Source organism: Erwinia sp. 198 (assembly GCF_003937915.1).
Lineage (GTDB): Bacteria > Pseudomonadota > Gammaproteobacteria > Enterobacterales > Enterobacteriaceae > Erwinia > Erwinia aeris.
Window position 1 is genome coordinate 23,593 of the sequence record NZ_RHUM01000001.1, and the last position, 19,238, is coordinate 42,830.

At 57.2% G+C, this 19,238-nt stretch carries 17 protein-coding genes; 9 read left to right on the forward strand and 8 right to left on the reverse strand.

Going from position 1 to position 19,238, the window contains the following annotated elements; genetic code table 11:
- Positions 1-70 precede the first annotated feature (70 nt).
- On the forward strand, positions 71-3,850 hold the full coding sequence (gene yhdP / locus EGK14_RS00130) for an AsmA2 domain-containing protein YhdP (RefSeq protein WP_125287057.1): 3,780 nt from the start codon (positions 71-73) through the stop codon (positions 3,848-3,850).
- An 82-nt stretch (positions 3,851-3,932) separates the two neighbouring features.
- Positions 3,933-5,378 (forward strand): metalloprotease TldD, encoded by a 1,446-nt coding sequence (gene tldD / locus EGK14_RS00135; protein WP_125287058.1) that lies wholly within the window; start codon positions 3,933-3,935, stop codon positions 5,376-5,378.
- 44 nt (positions 5,379-5,422) lie between these two features.
- Here tldD and aaeR read toward each other — a convergent pair whose 3' ends face one another.
- Positions 5,423-6,340, reverse strand: coding sequence for an HTH-type transcriptional activator AaeR (gene aaeR / locus EGK14_RS00140; protein ID WP_125287059.1), 918 nt, complete (start codon positions 6,338-6,340; stop codon positions 5,423-5,425).
- A gap of 268 nt (positions 6,341-6,608) precedes the next feature.
- Here aaeR and aaeX point away from each other — a divergent pair, with 268 nt between their 5' ends.
- From aaeX to EGK14_RS00165, 5 genes are all read left to right on the forward strand, one after another.
- Positions 6,609-6,812, forward strand: coding sequence for a p-hydroxybenzoic acid efflux pump operon protein AaeX (aaeX, locus tag EGK14_RS00145; protein WP_034890367.1), 204 nt, complete (start codon positions 6,609-6,611; stop codon positions 6,810-6,812).
- A gap of 7 nt (positions 6,813-6,819) precedes the next feature.
- A complete protein-coding gene (gene aaeA, locus EGK14_RS00150; protein ID WP_125287060.1) occupies positions 6,820-7,752 on the forward strand; it encodes a p-hydroxybenzoic acid efflux pump subunit AaeA in 933 nt (310 codons plus the stop codon).
- Between the two features lie 5 nt (positions 7,753-7,757).
- A complete protein-coding gene (aaeB, locus tag EGK14_RS00155) occupies positions 7,758-9,713 on the forward strand; it encodes a p-hydroxybenzoic acid efflux pump subunit AaeB (protein ID WP_125287061.1) in 1,956 nt (651 codons plus the stop codon).
- Between the two features lie 91 nt (positions 9,714-9,804).
- A complete protein-coding gene (locus EGK14_RS00160; RefSeq protein WP_125287062.1) occupies positions 9,805-11,256 on the forward strand; it encodes an NAD-dependent succinate-semialdehyde dehydrogenase in 1,452 nt (483 codons plus the stop codon).
- Positions 11,257-11,306: 50 nt separating this feature from the next.
- A complete protein-coding gene (locus tag EGK14_RS00165; protein ID WP_125287063.1) occupies positions 11,307-11,576 on the forward strand; it encodes a hypothetical protein in 270 nt (89 codons plus the stop codon).
- A gap of 62 nt (positions 11,577-11,638) precedes the next feature.
- Here the strand turns inward: EGK14_RS00165 and yhcN (EGK14_RS00170) are convergent, their stop codons facing one another.
- The 4 genes from yhcN (EGK14_RS00170) to argR all read right to left on the reverse strand — a co-directional run bounded on the left by yhcN (EGK14_RS00170) (position 11,639) and on the right by argR (position 13,486).
- On the reverse strand, positions 11,639-11,896 hold the full coding sequence (gene yhcN / locus EGK14_RS00170; RefSeq protein WP_125287064.1) for a peroxide/acid stress response protein YhcN: 258 nt from the start codon (positions 11,894-11,896) through the stop codon (positions 11,639-11,641).
- 92 nt (positions 11,897-11,988) lie between these two features.
- Positions 11,989-12,258 (reverse strand): peroxide/acid stress response protein YhcN, encoded by a 270-nt coding sequence (yhcN, locus tag EGK14_RS00175; RefSeq protein ID WP_125287065.1) that lies wholly within the window; start codon positions 12,256-12,258, stop codon positions 11,989-11,991.
- Positions 12,259-12,342: 84 nt separating this feature from the next.
- Positions 12,343-12,606: a peroxide/acid stress response protein YhcN gene (yhcN, locus tag EGK14_RS00180; protein ID WP_125287066.1), complete on the reverse strand. Its 264-nt coding sequence runs from the start codon at positions 12,604-12,606 to the stop codon at positions 12,343-12,345.
- 409 nt (positions 12,607-13,015) lie between these two features.
- Entirely contained in the window at positions 13,016-13,486 is a 471-nt protein-coding gene (gene argR / locus EGK14_RS00185; RefSeq protein ID WP_125287067.1) for a transcriptional regulator ArgR, read from the reverse strand.
- 417 nt (positions 13,487-13,903) lie between these two features.
- Here argR and mdh point away from each other — a divergent pair, with 417 nt between their 5' ends.
- Entirely contained in the window at positions 13,904-14,839 is a 936-nt protein-coding gene (mdh, locus tag EGK14_RS00190; RefSeq protein WP_125287068.1) for a malate dehydrogenase, read from the forward strand.
- A gap of 35 nt (positions 14,840-14,874) precedes the next feature.
- On the opposite strand, the gene degS is transcribed toward mdh, so the two are convergent.
- The 3 genes from degS to zapG form a co-directional block, all read right to left on the reverse strand.
- Positions 14,875-15,933, reverse strand: coding sequence for an outer membrane-stress sensor serine endopeptidase DegS (gene degS, locus EGK14_RS00195; protein ID WP_125287069.1), 1,059 nt, complete (start codon positions 15,931-15,933; stop codon positions 14,875-14,877).
- A 77-nt stretch (positions 15,934-16,010) separates the two neighbouring features.
- Entirely contained in the window at positions 16,011-17,372 is a 1,362-nt protein-coding gene (gene degQ / locus EGK14_RS00200) for a serine endoprotease DegQ (RefSeq protein WP_125287070.1), read from the reverse strand.
- A gap of 111 nt (positions 17,373-17,483) precedes the next feature.
- Complete coding sequence (zapG, locus tag EGK14_RS00205) at positions 17,484-17,888, reverse strand: Z-ring associated protein ZapG (protein ID WP_125287071.1); 405 nt, start codon at positions 17,886-17,888, stop codon at positions 17,484-17,486.
- Positions 17,889-18,073: 185 nt separating this feature from the next.
- Between zapG and zapE the strand changes: the two genes are divergently transcribed.
- Positions 18,074-19,201, forward strand: coding sequence for a cell division protein ZapE (gene zapE, locus EGK14_RS00210; protein WP_125287072.1), 1,128 nt, complete (start codon positions 18,074-18,076; stop codon positions 19,199-19,201).
- Positions 19,202-19,238: the final 37 nt, after the last annotated feature.

The window sequence follows — 19,238 nt, forward strand, 5'->3', positions numbered from 1 at the left end:
CAAAGCCAGCGCGCCCTACCGGGGTTAAATACAGTTATTGCCCGCAGTGACGGGCATCAAGGAGAGGTGTGTGAGGCAATTGCCGAGGATCTTGCTACTGACCGGCGCAATAATCGTCGTTATTATTGCGCTGATAGTCAGCGGCCTGCGTCTGGTGATGCCGCATATCAACAGCTGGCGCGCGCCGCTGCTGCAGCGCCTTTCCAGCGCTATCGACATGCCGGTAGAAGCCGCTTCCCTTAACGGCCGCTGGGAAAACTTCGGCCCCGTGCTGGAAATCAAAGCCCTGAATATCGGCCTGAAGGACGGCGGCTCGCTGAAGGTCGATCGCGTTTCGCTGGCCTTTGACGTCTGGCAATCTCTGCTGCATCTGCGCCCGCAGTTTCGCAATCTCGTCTTCTGGCGGCTGGATCTCGTCACCAATACGCCGCTCACCGCCGGCGACAGCGGCAAAGTAGAGCTCAAGCCAGGCCAGTTCAGCGATCTCTTCCTGCGTCAGTTTGACCACTTCGATTTGCAACAAAGCCAGATCAGCTTTCTGACGCTTTCCGGACAGCGTGCCAGGCTGGATATGCCGCAGCTTACCTGGCTGAACGAAAAAAACCGTCATCGTGCGGAAGGGCTGGTCAGCCTGTCCAGCTTCACCGGCCAGCATGGCGTGGTGCAGGTGCGTCTCGATCTAAGGGACACCAATGGCTATCTTGATACCGGGCGTGCCTGGATGCAGGCGGACGATGTGGATGTCAAACCCTGGCTGGGCCAGTGGATGCAGGATAATACCACGCTGAAAAGCGCGCGCTTCTCGCTGGCTGGCTGGATGAGCCTTGAAAACGGCGAAATCCACAGCGGCGATGTCGTGTTAAAGAAAGGCGGCGCGGAATGGCAGGGCGAAAGCGAGGCGCACCATTTCACCGTGGATAACCTCGCCGCCCATATCAGCCGCGTGGAGCAGGGCTGGCGTGTCGAAATGCCGCAAACCAGCCTGCATACCGACGGCATAGCCTGGCCAAAAGGGCGGGTATCGCTGCTCTGGCTACCGCAACGCTCGTCCAGCCCGGAGGAGCTGCGCCTACGCGCCACCCATCTGGCGCTTGAGCGTATTGATGCGCTGCTGCCGCTGTTTTCCAAAGTGACGCCGACGCTGCTGACCAACTGGCGCACGCTGCAGCCGCACGGCGAAGTTCAGGCGCTGGCCGCCGATATTCCGTTACGGCAGCCGGAAAAAACCCGTTTCCAGGCCCGCTGGCAAAATCTGAGCTGGCAGCACTGGGAGCTGCTGCCGGGAATGCAGCACTTCAGCGGCTCGCTTACCGGCAGCGTCACGGACGGCAGGCTGGATTTCAGGCTGAAAAATGCCCTGCTGCCCGACGGCACCATGTTCCGCGCGCCGCTGCAAATCGCGCAGGCCAGCGGCGCCTTCAGCTGGCGAAGCGACGAGCAGGGCGTCACGCTGGCCGGACGGGATCTGGATGTGCAGGCGCGCTCGCTGTGGGCGAAGGGCGACTTCACCTGGGCACAGGCCAAAGAGCAGGCGCCGCGGCTGGATATTCTGGCCGGCATTAACCTGACCGATGCGGCAGATGCCTGGCGCTATTTCCCGGAACCGCTGATGGGCACCAAACTGGTCGACTATCTCAGCGGCGCCATCAAAGGCGGACAGGTGCATAACGCCACGCTGCTGTTTGCAGGCAATCCCCAGCTTTTTCCCTTCAAACACAACGACGGCATGTTCCAGGTTTGGGTGCCGCTGCGCCAGGCAACCTATCGCTTCCAGCCCGGCTGGCCGGATCTGGAAAAGCTGGATATCAACCTGAACTTTATCAACGACGGTCTGTTTATGAAGGCGGATCGGGCCATGCTGGGCAACGTACAGGGCAAAAACGTCGCCGCCGTTATTCCTGACTATATGAAAGAAAAGCTGATTATCGACAGCGATATCAGCGGGGCGGGCACGGAAATCGGCCGCTACTTTAACCAGACGCCGCTGAAGCCAACGCTGGGCGCGGCGCTGGATGAGCTACAAATCGGCGGCGATGTAAGCGGTCGCTTACATTTAAATATCCCGCTGGACGGGCAGGAAGTTAAAGCCAGCGGCGATGTGGCTCTGCGTAATAATTCGCTGTTTATTAAACCGCTGGGCAGCACCATCAAACGGCTTAGCGGCCGCTTCACTTACGACAACGGCAATCTGCAAAGCGAGCCGCTGACCGCCAGCTGGTTCGGACAGCCGATGAGCGTGACTTTCAATACGCAGGAAGGCGAAAAGCATTACGCTATCGGCGTCGATCTTAAAGGCGACTGGCAGCCGGGCAAAATCGACGCGGTGCCGAAGGCGCTGCGCGAAAAACTGAACGGCAACGCCAGCTGGCAAAGCGTGGTCGCCATTACGCTGCCGCACGGCGGAGGCGCAAACTATAAGGTTTCGCTGACCGGCGATTTGAAAAATGTAAGCAGTAACTTACCTTCGCCGCTGGATAAAGAGCGGAATGTGGCGATGCCGATCCGCGTCCAGGCGCAGGGCGATCTGTCGGCGTTTACGCTGCATGGCGCGGTAGGTGAAAAGCACCGTTTCAACAGCCGCTGGCTATTGGGGAAACAGCTACGCGTCGATCGCGGCATCTGGGAAAACGACGCCACGCAAACGCCGCCGCTGCCGGAAACGTCAGGCATGACGCTGAATCTGCCGCCGCTGGATGGTGAAGCCTGGCTGGGTTTGCTGGCGGGCGGCGCAGGCGCAGGCGGCGGACAGGCCAGGCTGCCGGGCGATATCACGCTGCGCACGCCGGCGCTGACGCTGGGCGGGCAGCGCTGGCACGATCTGGAGGCAACGCTGAGCCAGACGGTAGCGGGTGAAAATGTAGTGCAGGCTAAAGGTCGCGAGATTGACGGCAAGCTGGTAATGAGACAGCACGCGCCGTGGCTGGGCCAGCTCAGCTACCTCTATTACAATCCGCAGTGGGCTGCCGCCAGCGGCTCCACGCCGTTTTCCGGCGAGCAGGCCAGCGGAATTGATTTCAGCAGCTGGCCCGCCGTAAACCTGAGCTGCAACGAATGCTGGCTGCGCGGCCAGCGCTTCGGCCGGATGGCGGCGGATCTCAGCCATACCCGCGATACCTTAAAGCTGCAAAACGGCCTGATCGATATCGGCGGCGCGAAACTGAAGGTGGCGGGCGAATGGGTCAACCAGCCGGGCGCGCAGCGCACGGCGCTGAAAGGCACACTCAGCGGTAAAAAAGTTGACGATGCCACCAGCTGGTTCGGCATGAATTCGCCGCTGCGGGACGCGCCGTTTAACATTGATTACGATCTTCACTGGCAGGCCGCGCCGTGGCAGCCGTCGGTGGCAACGCTGAGCGGCGTGCTGAAATCGCACATGGGCGCCGGACAGATTGCCGACGTGAATACCGGCCGCGCCGGTCAGCTGCTGCGGCTGGTCAGTTTTGATGCGCTGCTGCGCAAGCTGCGCCTCGACTTCACCGATACTTTCAGTCAGGGCTTCTATTTTGATTCCATTAACGGCACCGCCTGGATTGAAAAGGGCGTGCTGCGTACCGATAACCTGCTGGTGGATGGCCTGGAAGCCGATATCGCCATGCAGGGCAAAATCGACCTGGTGAAACGGCAAATCGATATGGAAGCGGTAGTCGCGCCGGAAATTTCCGCGACCGTCGGCGTCGCCGCCGCGTTCGCCGTTAATCCGGTGGTCGGCGCAGCGGTCTTTGCCGCCAGCAAGGCGCTGGCGCCGCTATGGAATAAAATCTCGGTGCTGCGCTACCATCTTTCCGGGCCGCTCGATAAGCCGCAAATTGACGAAGTGCTGCGCAAGCCGCGAGAAAAGAGCGCGAAGTGAATTTGACGTGACCGGGGAATTGCCTCAGGCTATAGAGATTACGACGCCAGCGGCGACTGGCTCCCAAACAGAGCGAGAATACATGAGTCTGAATCTGGTAAGTGAACAGTTACTAACTGCTAATAATATTAACCAACAGGATCTCTTTTCCCTTCTCGGTCAGCTCTCGGAACGCAAGCTGGACTACGCCGATCTCTATTTTCAGTCCGGCTACCACGAATCCTGGGTGCTGGAAGACAGGATTATCAAAGACGGCTCCTGGAACATCGATCAGGGCGTCGGCGTGCGCGCCATCAGCGGTGAAAAAACGGGCTTCGCCTATGCCGATCAGATCACGCTGAATGCGCTGACGCAAAGCGCCACGGCCGCACGCAGTATCGTGCGCGAACAGGGCAACGGCAAATCGCATACGCTGGGCGCGGTAATGAACCGCCCGCTTTACCCAACGGCCGATCCGCTGCAAAGCCTGACCCGTGAAGAAAAAATCGCGCTGCTGCATCGTGTGGATTCTGCGGCGCGTGCGGCGGACAAGCGCGTACAGGAAGTCAGCGCCAGCCTGAGCGGCGTTTACGAAATGGTGCTGGTTGCGGCTACCGACGGCACGCTGGCGGCCGACGTGCGCCCGCTGGTTCGCCTGTCGATAAGCGTGCAGGTTGAGGACAATGGCAAGCGCGAGCGTGGCTCCAGCGGCGGCGGCGGCCGTTTCGGCTATGAATTTTTCCTGGCCGACGAGTCCGGCGAAACCCGGGCGGAAGCCTGGGCGCGGGAAGCGGTGCGGATGGCGCTGGTCAACCTGAGCGCCGTCGCGGCGCCGGCGGGCAGTATTCCGGTGGTGCTGGGCGCAGGCTGGCCTGGCGTGCTGCTGCACGAGGCGGTTGGCCACGGTCTGGAAGGCGACTTTAACCGCCGCGGCACCTCGGTGTTCAGCGGTCAGATCGGCCAGAAAGTAGCGTCGGATCTCTGTACGGTGGTCGATGACGGCACTATCGAAGGCCTGCGCGGTTCGCTGGCAGTGGATGACGAAGGCGTACCGGGCCAGTATAACGTACTGATCGAAAACGGCGTGCTGAAAGGCTATATGCAGGACAAGCTGAACGCCCGCCTGATGGGCGTGAAGCCTACCGGCAACGGCCGCCGCGAATCCTATGCGCATCTGCCGATGCCACGCATGACCAACACCTATATGCTGGCGGGTAAGTCGACCCCGGAAGATATCATCGCCAGCGTGGAGTATGGTCTCTATGCGCCAAACTTCGGCGGCGGCCAGGTGGATATCACCTCCGGGAAATTTGTTTTCTCCACCTCGGAAGCCTATCTGATTGAGAACGGCAAAGTGACTAAGCCGGTGAAAGGCGCCACGCTGATCGGTTCCGGTATTGAGGCGATGCAGCAAATCTCGATGGTAGGCAACGATCTTGCGCTGGATAAGGGCGTGGGCGTCTGCGGCAAAGAGGGGCAAAGCCTGCCGGTCGGCGTCGGACAGCCGACCCTGAAGCTGGATAAGCTGACCGTGGGCGGCACCGCCTGACGGATAGCGACCACGAAAAGGCGAGCCATAGCGGCTCGCCTTTTTTATTTCTGGCGGTACTCCTGATACACGTCCGCCACCTTATGAAAGTAATCCGTCAGGTAGTTGATACACACCTGTACCTTCAGCGGTAGCTTATCCTTCTGCGTATAAACCGCATAAACCGGCCGGGGATCGGACTGATAATGCGCAAACAGAATTTCGATTTTACCGGCGTTGATCTCATCGATGATCCACATTAACGGCACGTAGGCGATGCCCGTTCCGGCCACCAGCCAGCGGATCAGCGTTTGCGAATCGTTGGTGGCGAAGCGCCCCTGCGGCGAAAGGCGAATGGCCAGACCTTCCGGCGACGTCAGCTCAAAATCGTTGTCGGGCCGCACGCTGTACTCCAGCCAGGAAAAGTTGCCGATATCCGAAGGCTTTTCCGGCGTGCCGTGCTGCGCCAGATAGCTTTTGGCGGCGCAGACCACCATCGGCATAGAGCCGAGGCGGCGAGAGAACAGGCTGGAATCGCGCAGCGCGCCAACGCGGATCACCAGATCCAGCCCGTCGGCGATCAGGTCAGGCGCGGGAATGCCGGTCACCAGATTCACCGTCAGGCCCGGGTATTCTTTCAGCATCTCGGCGGTCATATTCGCCAGCACGTTCTGCGCCATGGTCGAAGAGCTGCCGATGCGCAGCGTGCCGATGGGCGTATTGTTGAAGGCATATAGCTGCTCGTGCACCTGCTGCGCTTCCGACATCATCCTGCGGCAGCCCTGAAAATAGATTTTTCCGGCTTCGGTCAGGCCCAGGCTACGGGTGCTGCGGTTCAGCAGCTTGACCTGTAGCTCATCCTCCAGCTTTGCCACGATCTGGCTGACGGCGGAAACGCTCATTTGCAGATGGTTGGCGGCAGCGGTAAAAGAGCCCAGCTCCACCACTCGCGCAAACACGGACATGCCCTTCATTCTTTCCATTATTAACTCTGGCTTAAAAGTGATTTAGATCACATTTGGTAGAAAACAGATAGTCAGCCGCGTTACTATAGCATCGCCGGGTTACCATTCCGTAACTCAACTCGCCGAAATGCTGACGCCTGAATACGCTATTATTCATACAGCGCCGGTTTTTGATAAGACCGTCTGCGGTTAATCTGACATCATCATCCGTAGAGCAGCAGCCACCCTGTCCAGGGCGGCCGTTTTTTTGTGGCGGAGCGCCCGGTAAACCCGACAAGGATAAGAGATGAGCGTGCTTCCGGTTATTGTGATATTTGGGCTCTCTTTCCCGCCCATATTTTTTGAGATTATCGTGTCATTGATGCTGTTCTGGCTGGTGCGTCGTTTGCTTACGCCCACCGGGATCTATGACCTGGTCTGGCATCCTGCGTTATTTAATACAGCACTCTACTGCTGCCTGTTCTACCTGGTTTCCCGATTGTTTGTCTGAGGTCACAGTGAAAGCGTTAACAAGAAAAATTTCCCGGTTCGCCATCACCCTTATCCTGGTGGTGATTGCCGTTGTTGGTATTTTCCATGTCTGGGTCTACTACACAGAATCGCCGTGGACGCGTGACGCAAAATTCACGGCGGATGTGGTCGCTATCGCCCCAGACGTCAGCGGCCTGATCACCGACGTGCGCGTGCGGGATAACCAGCTGGTGAAAAAGGATCAGGTGCTGTTCGTGGTCGATCAGCCGCGCTATCAGCAGGCGCTGAACCAGGCGGAAGCGGACGTGGCCTATTACCAGGCGCTGGTCAGTGAAAAACGCCGTGAGGCAGGCCGCCGCAATCAGCTTGGCGTCTCCGCTATGTCGCGTGAGGCTATCGAGCAGGCCAACAGCGATTACCAAACCACGGAACACCAGCTGGCGAAAGCCGTCGCCACGCGCGATACCGCGAAGCTGGATCTGGAGCGTACCGTAGTCAAAGCGCCGGCGGACGGCTGGATCACTAACCTGAACGTCTATCGCGGCGAATTTATCACGCGCGGTTCCACCGCCGTGGCGCTGGTGCAGCAGCACACCTTCTACGTGCTGGCCTATATGGAAGAAACCAAGCTGGAAGGCGTGCGTCCCGGCTATCGCGTTGAGATCACGCCGCTGGGCAGCAACCGTGTGCTGCAGGGCACCGTTGACAGCGTGGCCGCTGGCGTAACCAACAGCAGCAGCACCGTTGACAGCAAAGGTATGGCGACCATTGATTCCAACCTGGAATGGGTGCGCCTGGCGCAGCGCGTGCCGGTACGTATTCATCTTGACCAGCAGCAAGGCAATCTCTATCCGGCCGGCACGACGGCAACCGTGATTGTGACGGGGGTTCAGGATCGTCAGCCGCACGAGATGTCGCCGGCGATGAAGCTGATGCACCGCCTGCGTGAGTTCGGCTAAGCGCCATGTGGTATCAACTGCGGTTTCCGATCAAGCTGACCTTCGCCATTTTGCTGGCGTTGCTGATCGGCTTTCACTTTAATCTGGAAACGCCGCGCTGGGCGGTGATGACCGCCTGTATCGTCGCGGGCGGCACGGCCTTTGCCGCAGGCGGCGATCCTTTCTCCGGCGCGCTGCGCCATCGCGGCATGCTGCGCATTATTGGCACTTTTATCGGCTGCCTGGCCGCGTTGACGATTATGATCGCCACTATTCGCGCGCCGGTGGTGATGCTGCTGCTCTGCTGCCTGTGGGCCGGTTTCTGCGTCTGGCTTTCCTCTTTAATCAAAGTCGAAAACTCCTATGCGCTGGGTCTGGCTGGCTATACGGCGCTGATCATTGTGGTCAGCCTGGACGCCAACGGCTCGGTGCTGCTGGCGCCGCAGTTTGCCGTGGAACGCTGTAGCGAAATCATTATCGGTATCGTCTGCGCCATTCTGGCCGACATGCTGTTTTCGCCGCGCTCGATCAAACAGGATATCGATCGGGTTATTGACGGGCTGCTGGTCGATCAGTACAAGCTGATGCAGCTTTGCGTGGCACACGGCGACAAAGAAGAGGTCGATAAAGCCTGGACCGATCTGGTACGTCGCACCACCGCGCTGAACGGGATGCGTACCCATCTGATGATGGAATCAGGCCACTGGCAGCGGGCGGAAAGGCGACTACGCGCGTTAAATACGCTGTCGCTGACGTTGATTACCCAGGCCTGCGAAACCTTTCTGATCCAGAATACCCGTCAGGAATATGTGCCGCCGCAGTTTCATCTTTTCTTTGAAAAGCCGGTCGGGAACGTCGCCGATATCCATAAGCGCATGAAAATTATGCGCCGCGTGATCACCGCCAGCGGCAGCAAAAACACGCCGGTCACCGTCAGCAACTGGGTCGGCGCGGCTTCACGCTATTTGCTGCTGCTGAAAGGCATAAAAACCAACGGCAGCATCAGCGGCATGGAAGAAGAAGTGCTGGATGGCGAGCCGGTGGTAAAAATGCGCTCGGCGGAAACGCGCCACGCGCTGATCAACGGCGTGCGCACGTTTGTCGCCACGGCGGTGGGTTCGCTGTTCTGGCTGTGGAGCGGTTGGACATCGGGCAGCGGCGCGATGGTGATGCTCGCAGTTATTACCGCGCTGGCGATGAGGATGCCGAACCCGCTGATGATGGCGAAGGATTTTCTGTACGGCATGATGGCGGCGATCCCCCTGGGGGCGCTCTATTACATGGTGCTGATGCCCGCCACGCAGCAAAGTATGCTGCTGCTCTGTCTCTGCCTGGGCGTGATGGCCTTTATCGGCGGCATCCTTATTCAGCGTCGTCAGATCGGCACGCTGGGCGCGCTGGTTGGCACCATCAATATCCTGACGCTGGACAATCCCATGACCTTTAACGTCAGCGCCTTCCTGGATAACGCGCTCGGTCAGGCGATCGGCTGCTTCCTGGCGCTGCTGGTCATTCTACTTATTCGCGACACCTCAAAAGCGCGTACCGGACGTACGCTGCTGAACCGCTTTATGTATTCTGCCGTGGCGGCCATGACCACCAATCAGGCCCGCCGTCGCGAGAACCATCTGCCAGCGCTGTACCAGCAGCTGTTTATGCTGCTGAATCTTTTTCCGGGCGATATCAACAAGTTTCGTATCGCGCTGACGCTGATTATCGGACATCAGCGCCTGCGCGATGCCGATATCCCGGTTAACAGCGATCTTTCTGCTTTCCACAAGCAGCTGCGGCATACGGCGGATCGGGTTATTTCGGCAGGCAGCGACGCCAAACGACGCCACTACTTCGAGCGGCTGCTGGCGGAACTGGCTATCTATCAGGAAAAGCTGGTGCATTACGAGGCGCCGCTAAGCGTCACGGAGCCCGTACAACGCCTGGCAAGCATGTTGAGAAAATACCAGACCACGCTGCTGCAAATCTGATTAAGAGATCTCCGCTTCTTACCCTTCTTGCGGCCTGTCATGCAGGCCGCCATCTATACTTATCCCAACGGCAATCCAATGGGAGAACAGTATGAGCAACTCGCTTCAGGATAACGACTTATTTCAGAACGGCTTTTTTATCGATGGTCAGTGGCTGCAGGGCGGTGCAACCTTTGACGTACTGAACCCGGCCACCGGCGAAGTCATTACTCAGGTCGCGCGCGCCGGTAAAGATGAAACCGAACGGGCGATTGCCGCCGCCGCCAAAGCCTTTCCCGCCTGGCGGGCGAAAACCGCCAAAGAGCGTAGCGAAATTCTTTACCGCTGGTATCAGCTGATTATCGACAACAAAGCCTGGCTGGGCAAACTGATGACGGCGGAGCAGGGCAAGCCTGTAAAAGAAGCCGAGGGCGAAGTCGAGTATGCCGCCAGCTTTATTCAATGGTTTGCCGAGCAGGCAAAGCGCGCTAACGGTGAAATCATTCCGCCGGCCAAAGCGGGCTCGCGCATTCTGGCGACGCGCGAACCCATCGGCGTGGTCGCCGCTATTACGCCCTGGAATTTCCCGATGGCAATGCTGACGCGCAAGCTTGGCCCCGCGCTGGCCGCAGGCTGCACCGGCATTATCAAACCCGCTAATAACACGCCGCTGTCGGCTTTTGCCCTGGTGGCGCTGGCGAAAAAAGCGGGCGTGCCGGACGGCGTGCTGAATGCGGTGGCGGGCGATACCAAAGCCATCAGCGATGCCGTTATGGCCAGTTCGACGGTCAGGAAAATCTCTTTCACCGGCTCTACGGAAGTCGGCAAGCTGCTGATGCGTAACGCCGCTGAGACGATGAAAAAAGTGTCGATGGAGCTGGGCGGCAACGCGCCCTATATCGTATTTGAGGATGCGGATATCGACGCCGCCGTTAAAGGCGCCATCGCCAACAAGTTCCGCAACGCGGGCCAGGTTTGCGTCAGCGTTAACCGCTTCTTTATTCATAACAGCGTTTACGACCGTTTTGTCAGCCAGCTGGCGGAAGAGGTGGGCAAGCTGAAGGTGGGTAACGGTATGGAAGAAGGCGTGATTGTCGGGCCGCTGATTGAAGCTTCCGCCATTGATAAGGTGGAAGAGCATGTTAAAGATGCCAAAGCGAAAGGCGGTAAGATCGTCGTCGGTGGCGACCGGCACGCGCTCGGCGGCAATTTCTGGCAGCCGACGGTGATTGCCGAAGCCAGTGAAAACATGAAGCTGGCAAAAGAAGAGACGTTCGGCCCGGTTGCCGCCTGTTTCCGCTTTGACAGCGAAGAAGAGGTAATCCGCCGCGCCAACGATACCGAATTTGGTCTGGCAGCCTACTTCTATACCCGTGATGTCCAGCGCATCTTCCGCGTAGCGGCGGCGCTGGAAAGCGGCATGATCGGCATCAATGAGTGCGCGGTATCTACCGAGCTGGCGCCTTTTGGCGGCGTGAAAGAGTCCGGGCTGGGACGGGAAGGATCGGTGCTGGGACTGGAAGAGTTTTTAGAGGTCAAAGCCCTGCATATTGGGGGACTGTAACTCAGCGGGCGGCTACGCGTCGCCCGACCGTTTTCCTGTGGAGCGGCAGTATGAGAACAGAAATTTTTGATTTTAATGAAATTGTGGATCAGGCACATTTCTTCCGACAGTTCAGCGATCGTTTTTCACTGGGCGATCGGCCTGTTACCGATTTGGATAGCCTGTGGGAAGTGGTGAGCGACAGATCGCTGCCGTTGCCGCTGCAGATCGAATTTGTGCATCTTGGCACAGGCCAGAGACGGCGCTACGGCGCGTTGATCCTGCTGTTTGACGAAGCGGAGGAGGAGCTGGAAGGCGATCTACGATTTAACGTGCGCTGAAACGAAAAAGGGCCCCGGCGAACGGGGCCAAAGGGTTCGTCTTAGGGTACGCTGACGAGGAATTACTTATACAGCTCGGCGGTGACGTGCCAGGTGTTGTCGTTGCGCGCTTCGATAACGCGATAGGCGCTGGCACCTTGTTCATCCGCTTTCTGCGACAGCTGCTGACGGATGTCCATCGGTGCACCTGCCACGCCGCTTAATGAAATGGTGCCGGCGGATTGTAGATCCCGCGATTGCTCTGCGTTAACCAGCTGTGCAGCTGAGGCGCCGAAGGAAAGTACGGAGAGCAGGCTTAATACGGCTAAAGTTGTTTTCATGATTTTCTTCCTCATTGTCATCAACAACCCGCGTCTGAAACCTGTCAGGTCGTCGATATAGCGGCAGGCTTTACGCCTGCCCGTCGCCCATCTTATTTATACAGTTCTGCGGTCGCGTGATAGTTGCCGTTGTTGTAGGCCTCAATCACCCGATACGATTTGGCACCCTGTTCGTCAGCTTTTTGTGAAAGCTGCTGACGGATGGTGGTTGGCGCGCCGTCGATGCCGCTAACGCTGATGGTACCCATAGGCTGCAGATTTTCGTTGGCAACCTGCCGATCGGTTACCAGGTTGGCAGCGCTGGCGCCGAAAGAGAGAACGGAAGCCAGGCTTAGCGCGGCGACAGTAAATTTCGTGTTCATAACAGATGCTCCAGAAGTAGGGCGATAACCGAAAGGGCTAGAAAAATTTTATTATTCTTGGGGTTATCGTCAGGGTTAGATTGATTATTTGTACAGCTCAGCCGTAGCGTGATAGTTGCCGTTCAAATAGGCCTCTACCACACGGTAGGCTTTAGCGCCCTGAGCGTCGGCTTTCTGGCTCAGCTGGGCATTGATATCCATAGGGGATGCGCTGACGCCGCTCACGCTAACGGTACCGATCGCTTGCATGTTTTGCGCCTGATCCGCGTTAACAGATTCAGCTGCAAAAGCACCAAAAGAGAGCAGAGAGAGCAGGCTGGCGGCAGCCACGGTAGTTTTTACGTTCATGGAAATTGTCCTCGTCATTATTTTTATCGTGTTGTTAGTGTGATTCACATCACGAAAAGGATTATAGATCTGATAACGTAAAATATTAATAGCAGACTAATAATGTTTTGTTGCGATATTTAAGCCGTTAACCACTTTTTAATAACGTTCAGTTATAAAAAACGCTTATAAGTTGCCCTGGCCACATGAAATATGCGTAAAAACATTGAGATAGATCAATTTAACTATTTGTGCGCTTATTTGTGGCAGATCACACTACGAGACGGGAACCCATAAAATTTAACGGCGATGTCAGCGCAATAAGCTAGTGGATTATGCTGTTTTTAACGGCGTGGAGAGGGAAAAGGCAACGCGCCGACGGCGATCGACGCGAGGGAAAACGATAAGGAACTGCATAAAAACCGGTGGTTTACAGTTCCTGATCGAATAATTTCAGGACGGAATCACGCAGGTGTCTGATGGTAACGTGGCGGGCTGGGGTAATGAAAATCGTGTCGTCACCGGCGATGGTGCCGAGGATCCCTTCGGGTTTGCCCAGCGAGTCCAGCATGCGGGCAATCAGCTGCGCGGCGCCGGGGCTGGTATGGATCACAATCAGCGCGTCGTTATAATCGATATCAAGCACCAGATTCTTGAGCGGGCTGCTGGTAGTCGGTACGCCAAGCTCGGCAGGCAGACAGTAAACCATTTCCATTTTGGCGTTGCGCGTGCGCACGGCGCCAAAGCGGGTCAGCATGCGCGAAACCTTGGACTGGTTGATATTATCAAAGCCCTGTTCCTGGAGCGCAGTGACAATCTCGCCCTGCGAGCTAAATTTTTCTTCTTTTAATAAGGCCTTAAACGCCTTAATCAGATCTTCTTGTTTTGCTGGATTACGCATAGTTTTTCGCTAAAGGTCGCAAGAGAATTCCCGGCTGGGATAACTTATTATTATGCACTTTTTTGCATTTTTATGCAAACTAAGCCTGTTTTTTACACCCTGTTAACTATCTTTGCCAGATGACGGCCGTGAAAAATTCGCCTTATTCCGCGACGTCGCGCACAATAAGTGAACAGAATGTTATAAAATTGATGTTGTTTGGCTAAGTATTAACGGTGTAGTGTAACGTTGACCGCGTTGCCTGCAGCCTCGAATGGCCTTATCGGGCATATTGCGGTCAGTCTCTGTCGCTTTATCCTGTATGATGCGCCGTCGTGCATGAGGGTAAATGCTGTCGCTCAGGCCTCGCAGGTCAGATATGCTCGTAAGCAAATGATTCCACGGCACTTCCCCCCTCAAAATAATAAGGAGTTTAGGATGAAAGTTGCAGTTCTCGGCGCGGCTGGCGGCATTGGCCAGGCCCTTGCTCTTCTGCTTAAAACCCAGCTTCCGGCAGGTTCAGATCTCTCACTGTACGATATTGCTCCCGTGACGCCTGGCGTGGCTGTCGATCTGAGCCACATCCCTACCGCGGTGAAAATCAAAGGCTTTAGCGGTGAAGACGCGACGCCAGCCTTGCAGGGCGCTGACGTAGTCCTGATCTCTGCAGGCGTGGCGCGTAAGCCTGGTATGGACCGCGCGGACCTATTTAATGTTAACGCCGGTATCGTGCGCAATCTGATTGAGCAGGTCGCCGCTACCTGTCCAAAAGCGCTGATCGGCATCATTACTAACCCTGTTAATACCACCGTGGCTATTGCTGCCGAAGTGCTGAAAAAAGCCGGCGTTTATGACAAGAACAAACTGTTCGGCGTGACCACGCTGGATATTATCCGCTCCAATACCTTTGTTGCCGAGCTGAAAGGCAAAGATCCGGCGGAGCTGAACGTACCGGTGATTGGCGGCCATTCCGGCGTCACTATCCTGCCGCTGCTGTCGCAGGTGCCGGGCGTAAGCTTTACGGAGCAGGAAGTAGCCGACCTGACTAAACGTATCCAGAACGCGGGCACAGAAGTGGTCGAGGCAAAAGCCGGCGGCGGGTCTGCTACGCTATCAATGGGCCAGGCCGCGGCGAAATTTGGTCTGTCGCTGGTGCGTGCGCTACAGGGTGAAAGCAACGTGGTGGAATGCGCCTACGTTGAAGGCGACGGCGCGCATGCTCGCTTTTTCGCTCAGCCGCTGCTGCTGGGGAAAAACGGCGTTGTGGAGCGTAAGCCTGTCGGCGCTTTGAGTACGTTTGAAGAGCAGGCGCTGCAGAACATGCTGGAGACGCTGAAGAAAGATATCGCTCAGGGCGAAGAGTTCGTGAAGTAATCCACTCAGGGCCAGCTTTCGCTGGCCCTGGCCTTTTAGCTGCCCGGATATTCCAGTACGGTAATTTGCAGCGTCATCTTGCGATCGTTACGCAAAATATCCACGTCAATCGCCGTTCCCGGACGGATTTCTGCTACCTGATCCATGGTTTCCAGGGCGGAAACCGCAGGCTTATGGTTCACGCTGACGATGACGTCGTTCACCTGCAGGCCTGCTTTCGCCGCCGGCCCACCCTGCGCCACGTTGGTTACCACGATGCCCTGGACGTGATCGATGCTGCCGTTCTGGCCATGCATTTGCGGTATTTCACGCCCGCTGATGCCGATAAACCCACGGATAACGCGGCCGTCGCGGATCAGCTTGTCCATAATTTTCGCCGCCAGCGCGGTAGGGATGGCAAAACCGATGCCTTCCGGCGTTTCGCCATCGTTGCTTTTATCGAACGACAGCGTATTAATGCCCATCAGTTCGCCCAGCGAGTTAATCAGCGCGCCGCCGGAGTTGCCCTTATTAATAGAAGCATCGGTTTGCAGGAAATTCTGGTAACGGGAAGGGCTGAGGCCTACGCGGCCGGTCGCGCTGATGATGCCCTGCGTAACCGTCTGGCCAATGTTGTAAGGATTGCCTATCGCCATCACCAGATCGCCGATATGCGCCACTCGCTTAGGATTCACAGGAATAACCGGCAGGCCGGAAGCGGTGATCTTCAGCACGGCCAGATCGGTAAGGCTGTCCGAGCCCACCAGCATGGCTTCAAAAATTCGGCCATCCTGTAGCGCGACGATAATCTGATCGGCATCGTTAATTACATGCTTGTTGGTCAGGATATAGCCGCGCCCGTCCATAATCACGCCGGAGCCCAGCGTGCGGATCTCCAGGTTATGGGCCGACGCGTTGGCGCTGCGATTATAGACGTTCACCACCGCAGGCGCGGCGCGACGCACCGCGTCGTTATAGCTGACGAGCTTCTGGCTGGCGCTGTCATCTTTTAGCGTAAAAAAATTATTGCCGATGCGCAGCGCGGGCAGCGCGACCAGCAGCAGGCCCGCTACAACCAGGCCAAGAAGCACTGAACGCATAAGTTTAGGAAACATGGCTTTAACTGATGAATGAATAGACGATGGGCAGGATAACATGAGTCGGGCGGACGCGCAGGTGTCCGCCCGAAGTTTTAGCGTAAAAGCAGATAGATACTTTCGCCGTTGCGGATAACGTTCAGCGCCATCAGCGAAGGTTTTGCCGTCAGCTGCTTGCGCAGGCCGGCAAGATTTTCAACGCGGGTGCGGTTAAGCCCGACGATAATATCGCCTTTTTGCAGGCCGAACTGCGCGGCCGGCGTGCCTTTATCGACGCTGTCCACGCTGACGCCTTTGGTGCCGTCTTTCGCCGCGCCGTCGCTTAAGGTCGCGCCCTGTAGCGCAGGGTTCAGCAGCTCGGTGCTGGCGGTCTGGGTGCTGTTGTCCAGCTTCACGGTCAGCGTCTGCGGCTTGCCGTCGCGCAGCAGGCCTACCTTCACCTCTTTGCCCGGCGCGGTGGTGCCAATTTTTACCCGCAGCGCGGCGAAGCTTTCCACCGGCTTGTCATCCAGCGAGGTAATAATATCGCCCGCTTTGATGCCGGCTTTACCCGCCGCCGAGCCCGGCAGCACTTCATTGACGAAAGCGCCGCGCTGGGCGTCAACGTTAAAGGCTTTCGCCATTTCCGCCGTCATCTCCGTGCCCTTGATACCCAACTGGCCGCGTTTCACCTCGCCAAACTCGATCAGCTGCTGCGCCAGATTCATCGCCATATTGCCCGGAATAGCGAAGCCGATACCGATATTGCCGCCGGCAGACGAGAGAATAGCGGTGTTGATGCCGATCAGTTCGCCGTTAAGATTTACCAGCGCGCCGCCGGAATTGCCGCGATTGATCGCTGCATCGGTCTGAATAAAGTTTTCCAGCCCTTCCAGATTCAGTCCGCTGCGTCCCAGTGCCGACACGATACCGGATGTGGCCGTCTGGCCAAGGCCGAACGGATTGCCGATCGCCACCGCGAAGTCGCCGACCTTCAGCTGGTCGGAATCGGCCACTTTCACCTGCGTCAGGCCTTTGGCACCGCTGACCTGGATCAGGGCGATATCGGTCTGCTCGTCGTGGCCGATAAGCTTAGCGTCAAATTCCCGGCCGTCGCTCAGCTGGACGCTGATTTTATCCGCGCCGTTAACCACATGATTATTGGTAAGGATGTAGCCCTTTTCCGCGTTGATAACCACGCCGGATGCCAGACCTTCAAAAGGCTGGCTGCTGTCGCCGCCGTCCTGGCCTTCCTGCCCGAAAAAGCGTTTTAGCTGCTCGGGGATTTCCTGCGTTTGCGTCGGCTGCGTGCCCGCCACGTGGACGCTGACCACCGCAGGCAGCACTTTTTCCAGCATTGGCGCCAGGCTGGGCAGCGACTGCCCCTGAATTTGTGCCGGTAGCGTGGCCTGCGCCGCCGGAGCTGAACCCATGCTGATACTCAGGGCTAATGCGCTCAACAGTAATGATTTTTTCATCGCTAAGACTCGCAAAAAGTGGGGGAGAGCATCCGGGACGAAGCCTGGACACAAGGGTCAGAATAGTAAAAAGGGGCGATTAACGCCCCTTTACCACACGACGCGCCCGTTTTATTTCTCGTGCGCCGTACGCTCGCCGCGCAGCAGGCCGGTAGCGCTGTCAGGGTAATCACGCGGCATCTGCACCGGCACCTGATCGTTATCCGCTTCCGATTCGGTCAGCTGATAAGCAAACGGATTTTTTTCGCCCGGCAGGTTCGGCAGCAGATCGTTAGAACCTTTCGCCATATGCTGATAAAGCTGGCGGTAGTCGCGCGCCATATTATCCAGCAGCTCGGCGCTCTGCGCGAAGTGGCTGGTCAGCTCTTCGCGATAATCAGCCAGTTCGGCTTTGGTTTTTTCCAGTTCGTACTGCTGGCTGCGCTGCTCGCGCAGTTTCTTGTTACCAAAACGCATCGCCAGCGCACCGATAATTACTCCCGCTACCAGGCCAATAAGCGCGTATTCCCAGGTCATAATAACTCCCGTGTTGTCTTCATCGTTCCGTAAAAACCTCTGGCCTTATGCCAGTCCGTTAACAGCCACTATAACCGCTAATCTCATGGAAGTGGAATCCTGCGGCTGCATCGCTTAGTGTAGAACGGCCTTTTTTTCGACAATCAATCACCTGACGCACCGAATAATTCAGGGAATGGGAATCTATGCAAACGAAGTCTCCTCTTGCGCTTTACCAACGGGCGCTGGAAAACGGCGAGTATCAACCTGATGATATTCAACGTGAAGCCGTTACCCGTCTGGATGGGATTTATCAGGCGCTGAGCCGGCGCGAACCCGCCTCTGCCGCTCCCACCAAAGGGCTGTTTGGCCGGCTGAATAAGCTCATGGGAAAAGGCAAAAGCGAGCCGCAGACGCCTGTTCGCGGCCTCTATATGTGGGGCGGCGTCGGCCGGGGCAAAACCTGGCTGATGGACATGTTTTTTCAGGCAATTCCTGGCGAACGCAAGCAGCGGCTGCACTTCCATCGCTTTATGCTGCGCGTGCATGAAGAGCTGACGGGCCTTCAGGGCCAGAGCGATCCTTTACAGATCGTGGCTGACCGCTTTAAAAGCGAAACGGATCTGCTCTGTTTCGATGAGTTCTTCGTTTCCGATATCACTGACGCCATGCTGCTGGGCACGCTGATGGAGGCGCTGTTCGCCAGAGGGATTACGCTGGTCGCCACCTCTAACATTCCGCCGGACGATCTGTATCGCAACGGCCTGCAGCGGGCACGCTTTCTGCCTGCCATAGAGATGATAAAACAGCACTGTGACGTGATGAATGTGGATGCAGGCATCGACTATCGTCTGCGTACGCTGACGTCTGCCCATCTGTGGATGATGCCGCTCAATGAGGCGACCACGAAAGAGATGGACCGCATGTTTGTCGCGCTGGCCGGCAGCGATCGCAGCGATAAGCCCGTACTGGAGATCAACCATCGTAAGATGCCGACGCTGGGCGTGGCGGAAGGCGTGGTGGCGATGGATTTCCTGACGCTGTGCGGCGAAGGGCGCAGCCAGCACGACTACATCGAACTGTCGCGCCGTTTTCACAGCGTGCTGCTGTTTAACGTGCCGGTGATGATCTATAAAACCGAAGACCAGGCGCGACGTTTTTTAGCGTTGGTGGATGAGTTTTACGAACGGCATGTTAAGCTGGTCGTCTCGGCGGAGGCTACGCTGTACGAAATCTATCAGGGCGCGCGGCTGAAGTTTGAATATCAGCGCTGCGTTTCACGGCTGCAGGAGATGCAAAGCGAAGAGTATCTCCGACTGCCGCACCTGCCATGAATCGTTAAATTTCCCGGCGTCGGGACGCATTTAATTG

What these genes read in the sequence shown, in the direction of transcription:
- tldD (WP_125287058.1), top strand. Translation starts at nt 3,933, where the DNA reads ATGAGTCTGAATCTGGTAAGTGAACAGTTACTAACTGCTAATAATATT.
- aaeR (WP_125287059.1), bottom strand. Translation starts at nt 6,340, where the DNA reads ATGGAAAGAATGAAGGGCATGTCCGTGTTTGCGCGAGTGGTGGAGCTG.
- aaeX (WP_034890367.1), top strand. Translation starts at nt 6,609, where the DNA reads ATGAGCGTGCTTCCGGTTATTGTGATATTTGGGCTCTCTTTCCCGCCC.
- aaeB (WP_125287061.1), top strand. Translation starts at nt 7,758, where the DNA reads ATGTGGTATCAACTGCGGTTTCCGATCAAGCTGACCTTCGCCATTTTG.
- EGK14_RS00160 (WP_125287062.1), top strand. Translation starts at nt 9,805, where the DNA reads ATGAGCAACTCGCTTCAGGATAACGACTTATTTCAGAACGGCTTTTTT.
- EGK14_RS00165 (WP_125287063.1), top strand. Translation starts at nt 11,307, where the DNA reads ATGAGAACAGAAATTTTTGATTTTAATGAAATTGTGGATCAGGCACAT.
- yhcN (WP_125287064.1), bottom strand. Translation starts at nt 11,896, where the DNA reads ATGAAAACAACTTTAGCCGTATTAAGCCTGCTCTCCGTACTTTCCTTC.
- yhcN (WP_125287065.1), bottom strand. Translation starts at nt 12,258, where the DNA reads ATGAACACGAAATTTACTGTCGCCGCGCTAAGCCTGGCTTCCGTTCTC.
- yhcN (WP_125287066.1), bottom strand. Translation starts at nt 12,606, where the DNA reads ATGAACGTAAAAACTACCGTGGCTGCCGCCAGCCTGCTCTCTCTGCTC.
- argR (WP_125287067.1), bottom strand. Translation starts at nt 13,486, where the DNA reads ATGCGTAATCCAGCAAAACAAGAAGATCTGATTAAGGCGTTTAAGGCC.
- mdh (WP_125287068.1), top strand. Translation starts at nt 13,904, where the DNA reads ATGAAAGTTGCAGTTCTCGGCGCGGCTGGCGGCATTGGCCAGGCCCTT.
- degS (WP_125287069.1), bottom strand. Translation starts at nt 15,933, where the DNA reads ATGTTTCCTAAACTTATGCGTTCAGTGCTTCTTGGCCTGGTTGTAGCG.
- degQ (WP_125287070.1), bottom strand. Translation starts at nt 17,372, where the DNA reads ATGAAAAAATCATTACTGTTGAGCGCATTAGCCCTGAGTATCAGCATG.
- zapG (WP_125287071.1), bottom strand. Translation starts at nt 17,888, where the DNA reads ATGACCTGGGAATACGCGCTTATTGGCCTGGTAGCGGGAGTAATTATC.
- zapE (WP_125287072.1), top strand. Translation starts at nt 18,074, where the DNA reads ATGCAAACGAAGTCTCCTCTTGCGCTTTACCAACGGGCGCTGGAAAAC.